At 51.1% G+C, this 19,327-nt stretch carries 17 protein-coding genes; 3 read left to right on the forward strand and 14 right to left on the reverse strand.

The genetic code is table 11. From position 1 onward, the window contains the following. Nucleotides 1–79 precede the first annotated feature (79 nt). The gene (locus TPCCA_RS04905) at nucleotides 80–751 is read left to right on the forward strand and encodes a hypothetical protein (RefSeq protein WP_013945555.1); all 672 of its coding nucleotides are present in this window, start codon (nucleotides 80–82) and stop codon (nucleotides 749–751) included. Nucleotides 752–890: 139 nt separating this feature from the next. On the opposite strand, the gene TPCCA_RS04910 is transcribed toward TPCCA_RS04905, so the two are convergent. Both TPCCA_RS04910 and TPCCA_RS04915 read right to left on the reverse strand, forming a co-directional pair. Next, nucleotides 891–2,138 (reverse strand): lipoprotein TP_1001-related protein, encoded by a 1,248-nt coding sequence (locus tag TPCCA_RS04910; RefSeq protein WP_476718424.1) that lies wholly within the window; start codon nucleotides 2,136–2,138, stop codon nucleotides 891–893. Further along, complete coding sequence (locus TPCCA_RS04915; protein ID WP_013945557.1) at nucleotides 2,086–2,841, reverse strand: DUF2259 domain-containing protein; 756 nt, start codon at nucleotides 2,839–2,841, stop codon at nucleotides 2,086–2,088. Before TPCCA_RS04915 ends, TPCCA_RS04910 begins: the two co-directional genes overlap by 53 nt. Before the next feature lie 107 nt (nucleotides 2,842–2,948). On the opposite strand from TPCCA_RS04915, the gene TPCCA_RS04920 reads away from it, so the two are divergent. Next, nucleotides 2,949–3,986, forward strand: a complete 1,038-nt coding sequence (locus TPCCA_RS04920) for a hypothetical protein (protein ID WP_013945558.1) — start codon at nucleotides 2,949–2,951, stop codon at nucleotides 3,984–3,986. A gap of 22 nt (nucleotides 3,987–4,008) precedes the next feature. Here TPCCA_RS04920 and recR read toward each other — a convergent pair whose 3' ends face one another. From recR to TPCCA_RS04965, 9 genes are all read right to left on the reverse strand, one after another. After that, nucleotides 4,009–4,614 carry a recombination mediator RecR gene (gene recR / locus TPCCA_RS04925; protein ID WP_013945559.1) on the reverse strand — a complete coding sequence of 202 codons (606 nt, stop codon included), beginning with the start codon at nucleotides 4,612–4,614 and terminating at the stop codon, nucleotides 4,009–4,011. A 73-nt stretch (nucleotides 4,615–4,687) separates the two neighbouring features. Continuing rightward, nucleotides 4,688–6,406, reverse strand: a complete 1,719-nt coding sequence (gene dnaX, locus TPCCA_RS04930) for a DNA polymerase III subunit gamma/tau (protein ID WP_013945560.1) — start codon at nucleotides 6,404–6,406, stop codon at nucleotides 4,688–4,690. Nucleotides 6,407–6,464: 58 nt separating this feature from the next. Then, complete coding sequence (gene gyrB, locus TPCCA_RS04935) at nucleotides 6,465–8,378, reverse strand: DNA topoisomerase (ATP-hydrolyzing) subunit B (protein WP_013945561.1); 1,914 nt, start codon at nucleotides 8,376–8,378, stop codon at nucleotides 6,465–6,467. Between the two features lie 108 nt (nucleotides 8,379–8,486). Further along, nucleotides 8,487–9,404 (reverse strand): FAD-dependent thymidylate synthase, encoded by a 918-nt coding sequence (thyX, locus tag TPCCA_RS04940; RefSeq protein ID WP_013945562.1) that lies wholly within the window; start codon nucleotides 9,402–9,404, stop codon nucleotides 8,487–8,489. Between the two features lie 42 nt (nucleotides 9,405–9,446). Then, nucleotides 9,447–11,984 (reverse strand): ribonucleoside-diphosphate reductase subunit alpha, encoded by a 2,538-nt coding sequence (locus TPCCA_RS04945; protein WP_013945563.1) that lies wholly within the window; start codon nucleotides 11,982–11,984, stop codon nucleotides 9,447–9,449. Nucleotides 11,985–12,110: 126 nt separating this feature from the next. Continuing rightward, a complete protein-coding gene (locus TPCCA_RS04950) occupies nucleotides 12,111–13,181 on the reverse strand; it encodes an NAD(P)H-dependent glycerol-3-phosphate dehydrogenase (protein WP_013945564.1) in 1,071 nt (356 codons plus the stop codon). A 96-nt stretch (nucleotides 13,182–13,277) separates the two neighbouring features. Continuing rightward, nucleotides 13,278–13,727: a nucleoside-diphosphate kinase gene (gene ndk / locus TPCCA_RS04955; protein ID WP_013945565.1), complete on the reverse strand. Its 450-nt coding sequence runs from the start codon at nucleotides 13,725–13,727 to the stop codon at nucleotides 13,278–13,280. Between the two features lie 125 nt (nucleotides 13,728–13,852). After that, entirely contained in the window at nucleotides 13,853–14,461 is a 609-nt protein-coding gene (pth, locus tag TPCCA_RS04960; RefSeq protein WP_013945566.1) for an aminoacyl-tRNA hydrolase, read from the reverse strand. Nucleotides 14,462–14,495: 34 nt separating this feature from the next. Further along, nucleotides 14,496–15,431, reverse strand: coding sequence for a sigma-70 family RNA polymerase sigma factor (locus tag TPCCA_RS04965; RefSeq protein WP_013945567.1), 936 nt, complete (start codon nucleotides 15,429–15,431; stop codon nucleotides 14,496–14,498). A 204-nt stretch (nucleotides 15,432–15,635) separates the two neighbouring features. On the opposite strand from TPCCA_RS04965, the gene TPCCA_RS04970 reads away from it, so the two are divergent. Next, nucleotides 15,636–15,902 (forward strand): co-chaperone GroES, encoded by a 267-nt coding sequence (locus TPCCA_RS04970; protein WP_013945568.1) that lies wholly within the window; start codon nucleotides 15,636–15,638, stop codon nucleotides 15,900–15,902. 10 nt (nucleotides 15,903–15,912) lie between these two features. Here TPCCA_RS04970 and TPCCA_RS04975 read toward each other — a convergent pair whose 3' ends face one another. The 3 genes from TPCCA_RS04975 to TPCCA_RS04985 are packed head-to-tail and all read right to left on the reverse strand — an operon-like array spanning nucleotide 15,913 to nucleotide 19,320. Beyond that, complete coding sequence (locus tag TPCCA_RS04975) at nucleotides 15,913–17,847, reverse strand: hypothetical protein (protein WP_041610014.1); 1,935 nt, start codon at nucleotides 17,845–17,847, stop codon at nucleotides 15,913–15,915. Beyond that, on the reverse strand, nucleotides 17,813–18,238 hold the full coding sequence (gene nusB, locus TPCCA_RS04980; RefSeq protein ID WP_010882459.1) for a transcription antitermination factor NusB: 426 nt from the start codon (nucleotides 18,236–18,238) through the stop codon (nucleotides 17,813–17,815). Before nusB ends, TPCCA_RS04975 begins: the two co-directional genes overlap by 35 nt. Further along, nucleotides 18,235–19,320, reverse strand: a complete 1,086-nt coding sequence (locus TPCCA_RS04985) for an MOSP complex formation periplasmic protein, TDE1658 family (protein WP_013945570.1) — start codon at nucleotides 19,318–19,320, stop codon at nucleotides 18,235–18,237. The genes nusB and TPCCA_RS04985 overlap by 4 nt, the downstream gene beginning before the upstream one ends. Nucleotides 19,321–19,327: the final 7 nt, after the last annotated feature.

The following is a 19,327-nucleotide window of genomic DNA, read 5'->3' on the forward strand; positions in this document are numbered from 1 at the left end:
GGCACGATGCACCGGAGGCTGCCGGAAGGGTAGTCAGTGACTGCGCGATGCGCGCGTTCTTCTCAGGAAGGGCGGCAGAATGCAAGCAGGCGATACCCTGCCCCTTTATTCCAACGCCGATTACCAGCCTCACAGGAGGAAGGGTGCCTGCAGTGCGGCGCACCGCGCGGATGTACAGCGGGGAGAGACAATGATGAGAGAGGACGTACGGATGCACGTATTGAGAAGAAGGATAAGTTTCCATTACCGCGTAGATCCACTCAAAGGCGATAGTTTCGAGAACAACTGGGCAAACAACAGTTGTGATACAATGCAACTACAGGATAAAGCGGGACGGGTGCTGTATGGCGCGATGGTACAAACCGTGGCGAATTATTGTTTCGGGCGGATGGCACCGGGGTCTGGGGTGGCACATGGGGAATCGGTTGCGCCGGGGGCATTTGTAGTGCGTTGCTTTGTGCCTGCCCGCGCGTTTCATGGACGGATACACGCAATCACACGCACATGGGATATGGATGGAGAGTGGATTGATCGGGAAGCGATGCAAATATCTACAGAAGGATATCAGACCGGTCGGTGGTTAATACACGACCAGTGGTCAGAAAAGTTAGGGCGCGACACGAATTATGCGTGGAGTGCAGGGTGCTTCGTGCTTTCAAGTGAGGATCTGCGACGGATGAACGAGGTGTTGGACAGATGGGGAGTATCCTGTGGGCAAGAAATGGCAGGAATTCTTGAGGAACTCGAATGATCAGCGTAGGAGAAGGGATGTGGACACGCAAAAGCGGCCGCTGTAGAACCCGACAAGCTTTTGGTTTCAGAGCAAGCGCCAAGATCTGAGCAGGGTGCCGACACGATCAATTTGCTGAAGTTAGCAGCACCCTGAAGGGCTATTGATTTGGCAACCCCATCGTTGCTTTTTTTAGCACAAAACAATCTGCCGCAGATCGGCCTGCGCCCCGTTTGCGCTTTAACGCGATACTCTTCGCTGGCGTCAAATCGCACTGAAAAAAGTGACTCTCTCTTAGAGGGAAGTGCTCGTGCGTGCTCAGCCACGCCCCTTGCTCCAATGCAAGCCGCGAGGCAGCTTCAATTTCTGGAAAAGCCCAGCGAAACGTCGGCGCCTTTCCCTTTTTTACGTGGGTATTAAAGAATAGCAGCGCATCCTGTATCTTTCCGTTGGCAGATTCTTTCACTACGATTGCGTTTGGGTTACGCCCTGGGATTGAGCGTTCCTGCCCCCAAAAATCGCGTGCACGCGCACAGGCCTGCGAACCTGCCGATACCGTTTCAGCAGACAGTTCATCACACGAAGCAGGATCCTGCTTACGCCAATGTAATACCACACGCTCTCCTGCCCGCACCTGGGCTGCAGGAAAATGATAGTCGCAGCGATTCCCCTTGCCACCTACATTTGTGATAGTAATTCCCAGCAAATTACCGGATTCCACGACAAGCAATTCCACAAATTCCGAGCGTTTATTCCCATAAAGGGGACGGACTTCGCTGATTTCTAAACGCGCAGGCTGTGTATTTATCCCCTCAAAAGGAAGCACAAAATCATGCTTCTGGTGCGCCACGTCCTGCGCACTACCACGCAATACCACCTGCTGCCCCACGTGCGGCTTTTGTAAAAAGCGCACTGCGAAAAACGAAAGGCGCTCACGGGCTGCATCCACAGACTCCTGATACGCTGCAGGCACCGCAATGCGTGAAAGTGCAGAGGGGATTTCGTCTGTAAAGGACTGCAACAGCTCATCGCTCACTTCCTCTGAAACAACACCCTCTGCGCGATATACGCGCGCAACTACATCAGACACCTCACCGCGAAAACCAAACACAATGCAATCACCTTGCAACGCGTAATGCACAAGCGTCACTTCATTGCCCGCAGTTTTCATAACGTGTACAAAGTCCCGCGCAGAAGAACAGCCGCCGTAGAGCAGCACACTCAACAACCCTGCGCATAAAGCACGATGCAGATCCCACACGACGACATGCTCCCTCACCAAAAATAGGCTAACGCCCATTATATCACACGTAAGCCATACCCCACCCTCGTACGATTGCAAGAACCCATAACCGTTACAGACGACACGCCTCCACCATGTACCGAACTGATGCTCCATCAGGAGCATATCCGTGCTTTTCAACAACAAAAATCAAAGCGTCCTGCTGATCATTAATAAGTACCTTTTTTAAGGCGTAATTTTTCACCCCCGGTCGCACATAGCCGCGCTGCCCCACCACACGCGAAACTTTGCTTCCATTCGGTCTTGTCATTTCAACCGTCAAATAGAACGACACACCCAGCTCTGTTGTCCGTTCTACATGCATAACCACCACATATTCTACATTCGTTTTAAAATCTCGAAACAGTAGCGTCTCTTCCCCCATCCGATCCTCAGCCTGCACGTACAGAGTACGCCCCAAACGCAGCGCAGAAATATCTGCACGTTGCAAGAGAGATTGCGCGCGGTTCTGCAACGCAAGAAAGACATCCATGCTTCGTTTGCCTTTTGTTTCTTGCGTCGGCGTTGTGCGCACTACCCCTCCCTGCACAAAACGGTTTGATTCTACGTCCACCACATAAATATCCGCATACGCCTGATACAACCCATCAGTTACCCCGTGCTGTCCAAAGGCAAATGTCTTTCCGTGCGCAGAAAATCCCAAATTCACAAAGGTCGCGATATCTCCCGCCATGGCAGACTTCGTACATAACGTCAAAAACACCGCTGCCAGATAGCACACCCATGCTATTCTCCTTTGCTTCTCGCCACGCGCACGCACAGTACCTATCCGTTTGCATCGATTACCCACACATCCTGTTCTACCCATACGTCCTCCGCGCCCGCAGCTTCGGCAACTTTCGCCAATCTCCTTAAGAAGACTCCTGATCGCAGCACAACTTTACATAACACGCATGCACCGCCTACAATGGCCCGGTGACCATCGCCGGGCGAAACAAAGTCGTCGCGTTCTCCATCGTACTTTCCGCCCTGCTGTGCAGCATTTCCCTTTTGCAGGCCGCGTTCGTGCTATCTGGTGGTTTACTCCCACAACTTGCCGTTGCGCGCGTTCCTCCCCTGTTACACACCACTGGCCGTGCGTTCATGCGTGTGCTCACTCTCTTGCTACCGGAGGCAGCTGCTCGCTCGCTTGCTGCGGTGTCCACCGCACCCTCAAATAGCAGTACCTTGGTGGCAATCCTCGGTACGGGTCTTTCTGCACCACTCTTGCTTACTTACCTCCTTCGTCGCTTCGAAAAAACACATGCGGTAGAGATATCCTATTTTTCTCTTTTTCTGTGCGCACTCAACTTCGAAGGAGTCCGTCTTTTCCTCCCCATACTCTACACAGGCACGCCTACCACATACGCAGGGAATGTTCCCATGCAAATCGTCATGTTCTTCCGGAGTCTGGCACTGCTTGCTCTCTTTGCAAGTGGCATTTTTGCGAAAAAAACACTCACACGACAGGAAGGGGCCGTTGTCTTTGTGCTGTGCACGGTGGCGTTTCTTATTAGCCGATACACTACGATACACACTATACACGCATATCGTCCCTCACAGAGCACACAGGGAGCTATACTGCTGGCACAGCCGATCCCAAAATCCGGATCTATCATAGATAGTACTGGTGAAGAAAAAACGCTCAAAGTGCGCAGCTCCGCCCACAGAAAAACACGGATCCTGGTGACCCCACAGAGGAACTTCACGTTCTACTACGGGAGTCACGCGTGGCACCGGTGGTTTTTCTGGACAACGGCAGTCCTCAGCGCACTTTCTTACGGGGTGCTCGGCCACACGTTGCAAATCTCCCATTACTACATCGCGGCGGCAGCATTACCTTTTGTGATTGCAGGTTACCGATTGCTCACACACGGACTCACGTGGAGCACCTGTATCGTTGGACTCCTCTTGCTGAACACCGCAAGCGTGTTCTTTATCCGCAGCGTCCACCGGGTACACATATGGCAGTAGTCACTGCGGTAGAGATCATGCTCTAAGCCTCCGAGCAATCAAGTGGCCGGCGCCCACGCAGGCTGTGCGCCAATGTCGTTCGGTCGATATATTCTAAGTCCCCCCCTACGGGGATACCAGACGCTAGACGCGTTACTACCACCGGAAAGTTTGCAAGGATTTTTTGCACATACAAGGCGGTGGTATCCCCTTCCACGGTGGGATTCAACGCCAGAATAACTTCCCGTACTGGACTCTCTTGCAACCGTTTCAGCAACGCCGCAATACGGAGCTGGTCAGGACCGACCCCCTCAAGCGGTGCAATGACTCCTCCTAACACGTGGAATAAACCCCGATACTCCCCCACACCCGCCATCATTTCCACGTCCTGCGCACGCTCCACTACACAAATGATGCCTCGGTCCCGAGACGCATCCGTGCACAACGCGCAGGTCCTCCCCTCACAGAAAGCACCGCAGCACACACACCGATATACGCGCTCATGCAAACATGCAATCCCGCGCGCAAGAACCTGCGCTTCAGCGGGGTCACGTTTCAAAAGGTGATAGGCAAGGCGCGTCGCCAGCTTTACTCCAATACCCGGGAGACGAGATAAATGCTCCACTACTTCTTCAATCGCCGGTATCATCACACATCCCCTGGTGCAAAATCCCCATATTGAACTGACAGCTTTCGCACTCTTCCTACCCGTCTGTCGCTACTCAATACGGAGTACGCACAGCCCCTGCTATTTTCCCCTCCCCAGGTACACACCGTGCAGTACCTTCATACACACGCACCACGTGCCCTTGCACACAATCACAGAGAAGCTTCACCTGTGCAGGCAGATCTCCACTCACCCTATCATACTCCTGCCCAGAGATAAGCAAAGAAGTTGTAAAGAGAGCAGATGGGGCAGGACTCTGAGGAAGATGGGAGGGCGCGACTTTTGACGAAGGCGCCGAATCCAGAAGTACGCGAACGCATACCTCCCGTCCCAGTAATTCTGACGCATACTCCTTGAGCAGCGACGCGTGCTGAGAAATAACGCTGCGCTCATAATGCGTGCGTACGCACATGCACACAGAAGTATCTTCCTCGCGCCAAGAATATGAAGAACCAAGCGCTGTTGCCAACATCTGGTGTGACGCGCGCAACTTTTCTACCAAGGCATCTTGTAACGCACGCACGGTACATACTGATGCTGACATAGGGGGACGTATACCGTGTGGGGAGACGACACCTGTTTCCCCATCGTCCGAACCTACAGACGCAGAACACACCCCGGGAACTGCATGCGTGTCCAGTATCTGCTGCACACTATCCAATGCAACGCGTACTTCTTGAATTGAGACATACTCACTCAACCACGCTAAACGCGAAATTGCGAGCTCCAATTCATACCGCGGATCTACTGAAAAACGAATGTCGCGAAACAGTTGCAGTAACAGTCCAAGCGCCCGCTCAATCTGCGACGCATTCCATGTGGTACGCACGTACTCAGGCACCTGGTTTGCCGCTATTCCTACCAGTGACTCATTTGTAATTCCCTGCGTGAAAAGCAACAGTGCACGCGCATAGCGGACGCAGTCGATTACGCACTGTTCAACGGAGACACCAGAACTTACCAAAGCATCTACCAATTCCAAGGCGGCGCGAGCATCTTTGCGGCAGCAATGTGAAAACAGTGCTGCAAGTGAGTCGTCAGTCATTAGCCCGAGTTTTTTTTGAATGTTCTCAAGTGTTACCGGCCCTGCGCAAGACACCACGGTTTGATCGAACAAAGTATATGCGTCTCGCATGCTACCGGCTGACTCACGCGCGATCCAAGACAGTACTCCGTCTTCAACTGCAATCTGCATCTGCTGGGCAGCTTGCGCCAACGCACAAACAAGCGTCTGAGTATCTACCAAACGAAAATGAAATTGTTGACAGCGACTTTTTACCGTTGCAGGAATCCTGTGCACCTCCGTTGTTGCAAAGATAAATACCACATACGGCGGAGGCTCTTCGATTGTCTTCAACAGTGCATTAAAGGCACTGTTTGAAAGCATATGCACCTCATCAATAATAAAAACCTTATAACGCGTCCCATGAGGTGGAAAGAGAATCTCTTCCTTAATCTGACGTACGTCGCCCACCCCTGTGTGTGACGCACCGTCAATTTCGATAACATTTAAATTAGTACCGGTGGCAATCTCTCTACAAGACGGACACTCTCCACACGGTTCAGACGCTTCTCTTTGCACACAATTCAATGCCTTTGCAAGGATACGCGCACAGCTGGTCTTACCACACCCATGTGGGCCGGAAAACAAATACGCAGGAGAAACTTTGTTCTCCTCAAGAGACTTTTGCAGTGTTGCCACTACAAACTTCTGACCCAACACGTGCTGAAAACGTTGCGGCCGATACCGTGTTGCCGTCACTTGATACGCCACTGATCCTTCCCCCTGTCAGACGGCACCACTCACATGGAAATACAAATGCACAAAACATTCATACGTCCAAACGCGCATATATTGCATTCTCTTCAATAAACTTACGGCGCGGTTCGACATCTTCACCCATGAGAGTACTAAACACCCGGTCTGCTTCCACCGCATCTGAGAGCACCACCTGCATCATCTTGCGACGCACTGGATTCATAGTTGTCTCCCAAAGCTGAGTGCCATCCATTTCCCCCAGACCTTTATAACGCTGCACAGCGACACCACTTTTTTTACCGATACTTTCTAGCGCTTCGTCACGCTCTGTGTCGCTATACACATACAGTTCCTTTTTACTCCACGCAATGCGATACAAAGGCGGCATCGCAAGATATACGTAACCAGCTTCAATTATTTGCGGCAGGTATCGAAAGAAGAACGTTAAAAGAAGCGTACGGATGTGAGAGCCATCCACGTCCGCATCCGCCATGATGATCACTTTATGATAGCGAATCTTTGTTAAATCAAAATCCTTGCCAACACCTGTACCGAGCGTTGCGATAATTGGTTGTAATTTTTCGTTATGCAAGACCTTATCCAAACGTGTCTTTTCCACGTTCAGCATCTTCCCCCACAAAGGCAAAATGGCCTGTGTCTTGCTGTCCCGTCCTTTTTTCGCCGAACCTCCTGCAGAATCCCCTTCCACAATATATACTTCGCACTTCGCCGGATCCTTGAGCGAACAGTCGGCCAACTTTCCCGGCAACCCAAAACTATCCATTCCACTTTTTCTGCGCGCAGCTTCCTTTGCACGACGTGCTGCAAGACGCGCCTGTGCCTCTGCAATGCTCTTTTCAAGAATCTTTGTAAGCACACCTGGATTTTGCTCAAAATAGAGCGTCAGACGCTCCCCCACCAAAGAATCAACAATACCCCGCACCTCACTGTTTCCCAACTTCGTCTTTGTCTGCCCTTCAAACTGGGGTTCAGGAATTTTCACAGAAAGCACCACTGTCAATCCAGCACGCACATCTTCCCCAACGAGCTTTTCTTCCCTTTCTATCTTCTTTGCAAGCTTTGGACTTTTTTTCAAAAAATCGTTCGCCACACGCGTAAGTGCCGACTTAAATCCTTCAAGATGCGTGCCCCCCTCACGAGTATTAATGTCATTGACAAATGACTGCACGTTTTCCGTATAACCGTCGTGATATTGCAACGCAACTTCCACTAAAACATCCGACTTCGATCCCTCAATGTACAGAGGACGTTCGGGCACAACTGATTTACCGCGGTTTAAATAACTGACAAAATGACGAATACCTCCTTCGAACGCAAATTCAACCTGTTTAGCGGTCGCCAACCGCTCATCACGCAACTGAATAACTACCGTGTTATTCAAAAAAGCAAGTTCACGCAAACGCGTCAGGAGTACATCAAAATCATAGGCCACCGTTTCTTTGAAAATGGATGGGTCCGCCTGCCAGCGGATAATAGTGCCACGTTTTTCCGACACTCCCCGCTTCTCTACTGGAGCAAGCGGCATCCCCACATTAAACTTCTGATAATACTCAGCACCATCACGATACACTGTCACTTCTACCCACAACGACAGCGCGTTGACCACAGAAACTCCAACTCCGTGGAGTCCACCCGACACCTTATACGATTTCTTGTCAAACTTCCCCCCCGCATGTAACTTAGTAAGTACAACCTCAAGCGCACTAACCCCCTCATGAGGATGCACGTCAACAGGAATACCTCTCCCGTTGTCTTCAACACGCACGACGTTTCCTTGTTCAAGCACCACGGTGATACGATCACAGTACCCAGCCATGGCTTCATCGATACAGTTATCCACCACCTCGTACACCAGATGGTGCAATCCATTAGGACCGGTAGAGCCGATATACATCCCCGGACGCTTGCGTACCGCTTCAAGACCTTCCAATACAGTAATGCTACTCGCTGAGTACTCAATCCCCATAACTGACCGCTCTCCTTTTCATCAGCATATCTATGACCACATTCACCTTTTTAAGACACAGAAAGGCAATACTCTTGCTGCTCACACAGACGAGCGCACTATAGACTTCTACTGCTGCAGGCCAGAGCGTAATTTTTCTTCAAAGCGCGCACGTTCCTTCCCCTCAAGGGAGAGACCCTCTCCAGCCAGTAAGGCCTTAAGCGCAGCAAACTCCCGCCCTGAAAACTGCACCCCATCTTTTTCATGATTTTCAAAAGAGGCGGTAGCGCACGGCGCAACTGCACGGGTAATTTCAATGATTACCTCTGCATACGCACGAATCTCTGCTTGCGCATGAGCGCTCGCACGTAAACGCAAAAAATGAAAAAGATTGTGTAAATCAATCTGCCAATACCACTCGGTGTAAAGCGAAAGCGGCACGTTAATACGCGCTAGCTCCCGCGCGATGTTCTTTTGAATCAATGCGTCGTAAGCGGCACACGCCGCTTTCTGCTGAGCTTCAAACGCTGCCCGCACTTCCTGCTGCTGTTCAGGAGAAATACCTTCGGACGCGCGGCCCTGCTTGTTACGCGTGGACTGAACTGCAACTGAAGTTTCCTGCGGAACATAACAGTCATGACTAAGAAGCGAATAACGACCAGACACCTCACTGATGCGAGCAGTGCGATGCCGCATCCACTGACGCGCGACAAAAATCGGTGCACGTACATGGAAGGTAAGGACCACCTGCTCAAAAGGAGACGTATGCTTATTGCGTAAAAGAAAATCGATAAGCGCCGCATCGTCACGCGCAGTCCTAGTCCCCGCACCGTAAGAAACACGCGCTGCCTGCACAATGCGTGCATCCCCTCCCAGGTAATCTATCAAACGCACGAAACCCTTATCCAATACAGAAAAACGCCGGTCCAAAATATCTTCGGCAGCTTCTACTACACAGTGTGCCACCGCCCCGTTATAACAGAAAAAGCACACACGATCCAGAGCGATACTGACCGCTACACCGGCTTGAAGCGTACGCAACGTCACAAAGAAAGCCTACACAGTGGACAGTGTTATGCAAGCACGCTCCTACGAGGCACAATACCCACACGAATCTATTTCGAGCGACTGGCTTCGTACGTAGTATAGTGATTTCATTCCTACTTCCCACGCATACACGTACAAATCTAGAACCTGCTTCAGTGTAAAGTCCGTTGTAATGTACAGATTCACTGACTGTGCCTGGTCAATATGTCGTTGCCGCAGACCCGCAGCACGGATACTCCAACGCTGCTCCACTGCGTGTGCACTTTTATACAGTGGACAGGTCTTCTGCGAAAGAGAAGGAGCTACGCGTGGCATTAGCATGCCTTTCTTTTCCTCGAGGAAATACTGCTTCATAATAGGATCTACACCCGCAGTGGTCCCTGCAATGATAGACGTAGAACTAGTTGGCGCGACTGCAAGTAAGTAACCGTTGCGCATCCCATGTGTTGCTACCTCACGCTGCAAACGTTGCCAGTCTTCAGAGACATAGCCGCGTTTGCGAAAATACGCACCGGTACACCAATCGCTCCCAGTGAAACACCCATACGCACCCTTCTCGCGCGCGATTGTCATACTCGCTTCAATTGCGGCACGGTTAATGCGCTCAAATATTCTGTCCGCAAATGCAAGATGTTCATCACTTTCCCAATCGATTCCTTGCTGGGCAAGCACGTGATGATAGCCTGAAACACCTAAACCAATAGCACGATAATACGCATTGGTTACCTGTGCATAGGGAACCGGATAATATGTCAAATCGATCACGTTGTCTAATGCACGTACCGCCACACGCACTACCTCGCGCAACTCCTTATCATCTGAAAGGTCAATATTGCTCAGCACCAACGACGCGAGATTACATACAACAAAATCCCCCGGCCGCGTTGTCTGCACCACTACCTTTTGTCCATCAACCTCGGTGATTTTTACGCTTACTAAATTAATAGCGCTCATGTTCTGCGCAATTTCAGTACACAAATTAGAACAGTAAATAATTCCCCGATGCCCATTGGGATTTGCACGGTTTGCATGATCTCGGTAAAACGCAAAGGGAGTACCGGTTTCCACCACAGATTTTAGCACCAAGCGCACCAACTCCTTAATCGGAATGGTCCTCTTAGAGATACGCGCATCCTTTACACAATCCCAGTAGCGCTTCTCCCATTCCTCCGCATAAAAATCCTCCAAAGCATAGCCTTTCACCGTAAGAATCTCATGCGGACACATTAAATACCACGACGCCCCCAAATTATCGCGTACTGTCTTCCAGAACAAATCTGGATAACAGACCGCAGGAAATACGTCATGTGCTTTCATGCGGTCATCCCCATTATTAGTCCGTAATTGCAAAAATTCCGGAATATCCTTGTGCCATACATCCAAATACACTGCCACCGAGCCTTGGCGTACTCCTAGTTGATCTACTGCAACTGCAGTATCATTGGCGAGCTTAATCCAACGGAGAATACCACCTGCAGCACCCTGGAACCCCCGAATGGGAGCGCCTACCGCACGCACTTTTCCAAAGTACAGCCCCATCCCTCCCCCAAACTTAGATACCTGGGAAAAATTGTCGATGCTGCGGTAGATACCGTCGAGCGAATCTGGCACCGTATCAACGAAACACGAGGAAAGTTGATGAAAAGGTTTGCGCGCGTTTGAAAGCGTAGGTGTTGCGACCGTAACCTGCAACTTGCTGAGGACTGTATAAAAGCGTTTTACCCATTGCATACGATCTTGGGTTTCATTCATCGCTAGATGCAGTGCAATACCGAGAAACATCTCCTGAGGAGTTTCAAGAGGTACATGCGCACGCGTTCTGATCACATAGCGACGCAGAATCATATCCAGACTGCTGTACGTAAACAATTTATCGCGACTACACTCAAGATACGTGGCAGCTTCCTCAATTTCTGCCCGACTATAGTGCGTGCGGATGTACACCCCATATAGACCGGCCTCTTCAAGATAAGTTATTTTCTCGTAGAAAGAGTGAATATTTAACTTTTCCAAAGATGTTCCTAGCGCGAGTGAAAAGTCGAGCATAAGCAAGCGCGCAGCAATAAGCTCCCACTGGGGAGCCTCTTGGGCAGTCAGTTCCACCGCTGCCTTAATAAGCAGTTGCATACTCCGACGCTCGTCCGTAACTTCTTTTTTAAAGAGCAGGAACTTACTGGCGAGTGCATCGAGACTGTACTCAGGAAACGGGAAGTCTTGTTGGATTTCTTTCAGTACACCGAGCACTGAAGAGTCAGTAAAACAGCACGCAATCTGTTCTCTTGCAATACGCTTTTTTGTGCGATCATCACGGTACAGGATAAAACTCTTCACTTCATCGCTGTGATTGTATTTGGTAAGAGTCTTTTCGACAAAGTCCTGAATCTTTTCCACGTGAACAGGAACGCCCGCACGGTTCATCTCAAAAAGCTGTCGCTCAACCTCCGCGGCAAGATCTGCGATGATAGCAGGAACTTCAGGAGCAAGAGGATTCTGGACACTTCTAAAAGCAGCACTGATAGCAACAATTATTTTCTCGCGCATGTAAGGTTGCGGTTCGCCATTTCGCTTGATGATATGCATATATCTCTCCGTCCGAACGCGGATTATGGGCCAAAAATAACATTTGGGTAAGAGTTCTCGCTTCCACTCCTAGACTCGTTCTTTACGCTTCCCCCACAGAGACGCGCGGAAGAAAACACCCCCGTGCTACCAACCAAGAATCTCTTGCATAAAGGTGTCAGCACCCTTTTCCCGATTTAAAATAGCGTACAGTCCCGCGCAAATTGGAACCTTCAACCGATCCCGCTCAGCAAGGCGCTGCACATGCATACAGGCAACTACCCCTTCCGCCAGATACCCTACTTCGGGCAAACGACTCACGAGATCCTGTATTCCAGAAAAGGAATCAAGGATCCCCTTATGCACTATGTCGCGTCCGAAACGTCGGTTGCGTCCATACGCGCTGCGACACGTCACATCCAAATCTCCTATTCCTGCAAGCGATGTGAATGTTTCAGGATGTGTAGAACCCAACTGTTTTCCAATGGTTTGAATTTCATTCAAGCCCGCTGCGAGCAGCATCGACTCTGTATTGTCCCCAAAAGCTTCAGAATGCTCAGCCATCGCATCCAAAAGACCAAATGCAATGGCAATCACGTTTTTTACCGCTGCACACACTTGCACCCCAACAACATCAAGACTGGAATACACCTGCACCCTCTTCGAGCGCAGCAATTCCCGCACCCGAATGGCCGCCATAGGATTTTGGCTCGCTGCAATAAGTCCGGTCACCTTTCCCTGCGCTACCTCCTGTGCATGGCTTGGACCCGAAATATACACGAGCTGCCCGTGCGCCCCAGACGGCAACAACGCACCCAGCGCATCGGTAATTAGATGAGGCATCCCTTCCTGATCCGGAATAAATCCTTTTGTCAAAATACCAATAAGGGGATATTCCTGTCCTACGGCAGCAGTACGCAACCTCTGAAAACGAGGAGTGGTATTCATAAGCGCAGCTACTTCAGCCAAATAGCACGAAGGAACCGCTAATACAATAAGATCCGCGCCGGCACAGACATATGCCATATCGGGAGAGGCACACAAGGCTGCGGGCAACGTAATGCCCGGCAGATACTGAACATTTTCGTTTCGTGCATTGATAGCATCGCACGTCTGCCCACGACGGGCCCACAGCATTACGGTGTGACCGTTCACGGTGAGAGACGCAGCAAGCGCCGTGCCCCATGCCCCTCCACCGAGTATTGCAATCGAAGCCATGATTCCTAACCCCTCCCCTGATCCTCACCTTTCTTCAGCAAGAGGAGACATGATCACCGTATCGAAAAAGAACACGCACCGCAGACCCTAAACTTTTTAGAAAAAATCGTAATTCCCGTCACGCCATTCAACAAAATCTTGCGCAGAAAAGTAGAGCGCCAGTTCTCGTGCAGCGCTCTCGGGAGAATCAGAAGCATGGACAATATTAGTAGTGGTGCGTAGCGCAAAATCACCACGAATCGTTCCCGGTTGAGCGTGCTCCACACGCGTAGAGCCACAAAGCGTGCGCACAAGACTGATAGCATTCTCCCCCTTGAATGCGAGTGCAACCACCGGTGCGCTCGTAATATAAGCGATAAGCGAAGGATAAAAAAGCTTCTCGCGATGCTCCGCGTAATGCAACTCCGCAGTAGCTGTATCGACGCACAACAGCCTGAGCGCAGTCAGCACGAGCCCTTTGCGCTCGAAGCGACTCAAAATCTCCCCTACCAGTCTACGTTGAAGAACACCCGGCTTAAGCATGACGAAAGTTGTTTCAAATGCCATATGATTTCCTCGTCCTAGCGAATACACGTGGCACGCCAGCGTACCCACCATTCTTTCTTTATGCAAGTCCTCCCCACACTTTCTCTTTTTACCCTTCCTTCACCGTATGGTGAGTCACCCTGTCCTTATTCGCATAAAGACAGCAACCGTTTTTTTCTCCACGTACTGAGTAAGGTGACTGTCGCTTCCTGATCTGTTACTACAAGCTGACACAGAAGATCTCGCGTGGCACGCCCCAGCTTTGGGAATGCAGCCATCTCTGCCGGGTAAAAGGCAGAGAGGACGTACTGCGCTATATTCGCACTCTCACTGGGTGGACGCCCGATGCCTATGCGCAACCGCCAAAAATCTGCGGTACCAAGCACTTCCTTGATAGAGCGCAACCCATTGTGTCCTCCAAGCCCTCCGCCTTGTTTTAAACTCACCACACCGAACGGTAATTCTAATTCATCGTGCACTACTAAGAGCTGCTTCGCATCCGTCTGCAAAAAGGCACATGCTGCCCCTACGCTTTTCCCAGAACGGTTCATATAAGTCAGCGGTTTCAAAAGCCAAACTTCTTCGCTTGACCCTTCAAACCCTTCAATACGCGCAATCGACCCCCGACATCCGCATCGCCAAGGAAGCACGATGGATGGGAAGAGGTACGTTAGAAGCAACCATGCAGCATTGTGCCGCGTTTCTTCGTACTCTGCACCAGGATTTCCTAAAAACACTATAAGTTGTATGCCCAACGCGTCCTGCTCCTATTTCATACGCTTCTGATGTCTACGCTATGTAGGAATCCAGTCTGTGTTGACGGGCACAGCTACGGATACGCAACAAAGCCTTTTTTTCTATTTGGCGAACGCGCTCCTTTGTTATCTGAAAAATTTCTCCAATCTCTTGCAGAGAACGCCGTTCATACCCGCCAAGTCCAAATCGATAGCGGATGACCTGCGCATCACGCGCAGGCAAAAGTCGTAAAATCTTTGCAATATCCGCTTGCAATGCACATGCAAGCATATGCTCCCCAGGCTGCGCGTAAAGATCGTCCGGCACGCAGTCACCTATACGCAGTCCATCAACATCCCCAGACTCACCACGACTTCCCGAGGTTCCAAGCGGAGCATCTAAAGATAGCGGCGTGTGCCAGATGTGAACTTCTTCCACCGTTGGCACAGCTCGGCACATCGTTGCACGCCTTTTGCCATATCTGTTTCCTCCCTGTGTTTTCGATATACCAACATTCACCGAGGTAACAGGAGGTATGTACTCATACGTGCTCTTTGCAGCACGAATACGATTCACGGGCAACCGGATGATGCGTGCTTTTTCGTTCAGTGCCTTGAGGATAGACTGGCGAATCCAACAGGCAGCGTAAGAAATAAAGCGACACCCCCTTGCTGGATTGAACCGCTCGGCAGCCGTCAAAAGACCAATATTGCCTTCACTGATAAGATCGGCAAGGGGTAAGCCACACGTGCGGTAATGCCTGGCAACACTGATAACAAAGCGTACGTTTGCACGCACGAGCGCGTTTTTAGCTTGCGCATCCCCGGCATAGGCAGCACATGCACATGCATATTCTTCCTTTTCGTTCATGAGCGGTATCCGTTTCAGGTCATTCAAATATGCCGTGAGAGTATTCTCATCGTGGCGGAACTGCATTTGTCTCACAGAGTACTCCTTTTGTTCGAAAGGTACGTACCATATACTCAGCAAATATCATGCCATTTACGATAAACCAGAGGGGATCTGTTCGGTGTCCCTATCACGCCACTGGACCCTCTGTGCATACCTCCCTTTCCCACGGCGCGCTACAGTTCTCTTGATTCTTCAAAAGGAAATATATAGAATGCGCCCCGCGCGGTGCGTGTAGGCATACGGCGCAAACGTGAAGATATGACTCGTTATGAGGAGGAGCGCATGAAAATTATACCGCTCGCGGACCGTGTCCTGGTAAAAACTGATAAATCGGAAACTAGGACTGCTTCTGGAATCATCATCCCGGACACTGCGCAGGAGAAGATGCAAAGCGGTACCGTCATTGCTGTTGGTTCTGACTCGGAAAAGATAAAAGTTTCGGTGGGTCAGCGTGTCATGCACGATAAATATGCCGGAAACCCAGTAAAGATTGATGGAGAGGAGCACCTGCTGCTTAAGGGTACTGATATCCTAGCTGTCATCGAGTAGTTTCATCTCTTTAACGGGCTTGCGCGCGCTGGAGCAGTGCACGCGCGGCCGCCGTCTTTCCCTGTTGCTGCAAAAGTTGTCCTGCACGCTGGTACCATTCTCTCCAGCGCTGTGCTTTTCCCGCCGCCGGGCGCGCTCGAGGATGTTCTTCGGCCTCCCCCTCTCCCGCCTCCTTTCGAAGTTGTCGTACTGATTCGCGCGTTGCTTCGTCTGCCGCAAGCACAAAGTGTTCTGCAGCCGCGGTTTTCTTGCCCATCCGCTCAAGCACTATCGCTATGTTTGCGAACGCTGCGCTGCGCGCTTCCACAGCGCGTGTCGCTTCCACCAAGCCCCCGAGGATACTCTCCACCCTCCCCGTACGAGAAGCTGCAGCAAGTGCCCGATAGAAAGCATCCTCAGGACCACCTCCTGCATCACTGAGACCAAACGCTGACTCATATTCCCCAATTCGAAAAAAGAACCAACGTGCATACCGACGCACCTGTGTGTCCACAGGGAAGACTTCAAGCAACTGCCACAGCGCGCCCCGACTGCCCTGTAGTCTCTTTTGTGCAGGATAACAAAAACGAAAGTATTCCAATGCAAAACGCACATCTGCCCGCCCATGCATCGCCTCTTGTGCTAATTCCGCCAGCAATGACCGAGCCTCCACAGGAAAATGGGGAGACAAAAAGTGCTCCTGTTCCATCTGCACAGAATACACCCCCCTTTCAGAGAGCAATTCCGTAACAGAATCGCGCTGTCTGTGTGCTGCACGAAAGGCAATGCTCTCTCGCGCATAGCACGCAACGGCAGGATAGTACGTTTTATCCCCCTCAACACACTGCGCGAGCATCCGAACACGCTCCTGTGCATGAGGAGCAGTGAGTGCTAGATTGTAGAGTGCATGTATGGATGTTCCAGGAAAACGGTCAACGTACGCGTACCAAAAAGCACGTGCACGCGCTCTATCCCCTCCATCGAAAGCGGCATCTGCCGCTAACAGCAAGTGAGTACGGGCGTGCGTCGAGGCGGCAGAGTACGTACCGAACAAATCTGCACGTGCAAGACTTATGGGGAGCAACTCAAAGACCAAAGAAAACTGTCCTGCGTCATAGGCGACTGTGGCCCAGAATGCCGTATTCTCCGGTGCCTCAGTACCCAGTATACGGGAGTACAGACGGAACGCAGCATGCAACTCCCCCACGCGGGCGTACGCACACGCGGCATTCTGGAGAAAGGCATGCATACCAGTGACACCAAAGGCTGCAAGCCAAAGCGCAGGAGCAATGCGGGCAAGTGCGATGCCAGTTGTATGCCGTATTGGCGGCGACGGTTCTACACGAAACTGCTCTTCTCCCCGGTCAAGAGGGAACGCCGTCACGTACGCTTGATCTCTACCCCCCTGAACCTGAGAAAACTTAACAGGCTCCTCTGGCACGTGCTCGGCTCTCTCACTGTGAAAAGAGCCCCGAGATGGAGAGTCACCTCCTGTGCGCGAACCTGTGAGAGCAGCCTTTATCAGTGCCTCTGCGCCAATACTCTCATATCCCTTGTGCACCACCCGGGGGACATAGGAGATTGCTTCCTCGAAACGAGCCTCCCGCAGGAGAAGATGTATCACCAATGCAGCAAGCCTGCCATCATCTGCACTTCTTCGTATGCCACGCTGGAGTGTACGCAGTGCCGCAGCGGAGGCTGAGAGTTCCATCTGACGCTTGGCAATACTCAGATACTGCGACGACTCTCGCGCGTGTCCCACCATACGCGCAAGACCGCGCAAGGCTGCGCCTTTGCGCTCCTGAGCAATCAGACTATCTGCACGCGCAAGTCTCTCCAAAAAGGGCCGACTCCCCCAAACGGAGCGATAGATGCATAGCCCAGCAATACCCACCCCAACTACTCCAAGGTAAGAGAGGAGGTGGCGCTTACTACGCACTTTTAGCAATGTTATCGAGCACACCATTTACAAAGCGGAAGGAGTCGTCCGTACCGAAATCCCGAGCGATACTGACCGCCTCGTGTATAACGACAACGGGGGGAATGTCTTTTTGAAAGAGTAGCGAATACGCACTTAGGCGCAGGATGGCCTTGTCCACCTTGTTCAAACGCACAAAATCCCAGTGTTCCAACCGTGAACTCACACAACCGTCAATTTCCCGCAGGTGCTCGAGCGTACCGAGAAAGAGGAGTCGGGAAAACCCCAAATCCTGGGTAGAAGGAGGCGGGTTTCTCCGCAACCAAGTAAACTGAGTTAACGTCTCCGGCGTGATGCCCGCCGCGTCCCAAGCAAAGAGAGCCTGAAAAGCCAGAATCCGAGCGCGCCTCCTCCCTATCTTTGGGAATACTTCACTCACCAGTCGAGCACCTTGCCGAGCTCTGCGTCAGCCAAGAATACCTTATAGGTACCAGACTTCCTCAGCTCCGCTGACACTTCCCGGATAGCGTCCTCGAGCGCTTTTTGTTGGATTTGGGAAGTAAGAAGATTCTTGATAAACTCGTAAAGCGAGACGGTCTTGTCAGGCTCCACCAAATCGCTGAGCGTTAGGATCTTCGCTTCCTCTTTCTTCAAAACTATGAAGCACTGATAGTCATTAGCCGTTTCATTCACGTCCGAAACAGCACCAACTCCCATGCTAAAAATTTCAAGCAACGCCTCCATTGTCAGACCAAGCTGCGTGGCAGTAACCGCAGTTTTCCCCAGGTATATTTCCCCGGCAGAGTAACCCGCCTGTGCACCATTTGCCTTACTCTTAATGTCAGCCGTGGCTTTGACACCGGAACTTTTAAGTTTCTTAACAAACTCTTGCGCTTTCGCCTTTGCAGCAGCAGGACCTGAACCCTTCGGGACAGAAACAAGAAACAACTTAACCGTGTCAGGGCGGAAAAAGGCCTGTTTATTAAGCTCGTAGTAGGAACGGATTTGAGAGTCCTCAGGTCCCTTCAAATTCCGAAACTCGTCTGCCTTCTTTTGTGCCACGTAGCGCTGCGTGCTCACCTGCGTCTTTAGAAACTTTTTGTATTCTGCCATAGTCATGCCGTTTTGCTGCTTCATGAACTGATCGAGCGAGATATTCTGCTTCTCCTTGACGTAATTGGCGAACTCAGCCTCCGTTACCGCACGTCCAATCTGTTGAGAAAGCATTCCATTAAAATACTGATTCACTTCAGCATCTGTTACCTGGATACCCGCCTTTTCTGCCGCTTGAGCAAGAAGCTTTTCGTCAATAAGACTGTCCATGAATTGTCTACGCTCAGCAGTGCTGAGCTTCTTTCCCATCTCTTTCTCAATCGCAGAAATTCTTGCCTTAATCTGCCCGAGCGTCACCGGCTCACGCCGGAATAAATTCACTTCGGCGATAGGCTGCAGCGCCGACTGCGCGTGCGCAAACCCCATACCCGCCACGCACAACAGAGCGGGAACTATGTATCTGCCCATGAGAACT

Source organism: Treponema paraluiscuniculi Cuniculi A (assembly GCF_000217655.1).
GTDB classification, from domain to species: Bacteria; Spirochaetota; Spirochaetia; order Treponematales; family Treponemataceae; genus Treponema; species Treponema pallidum.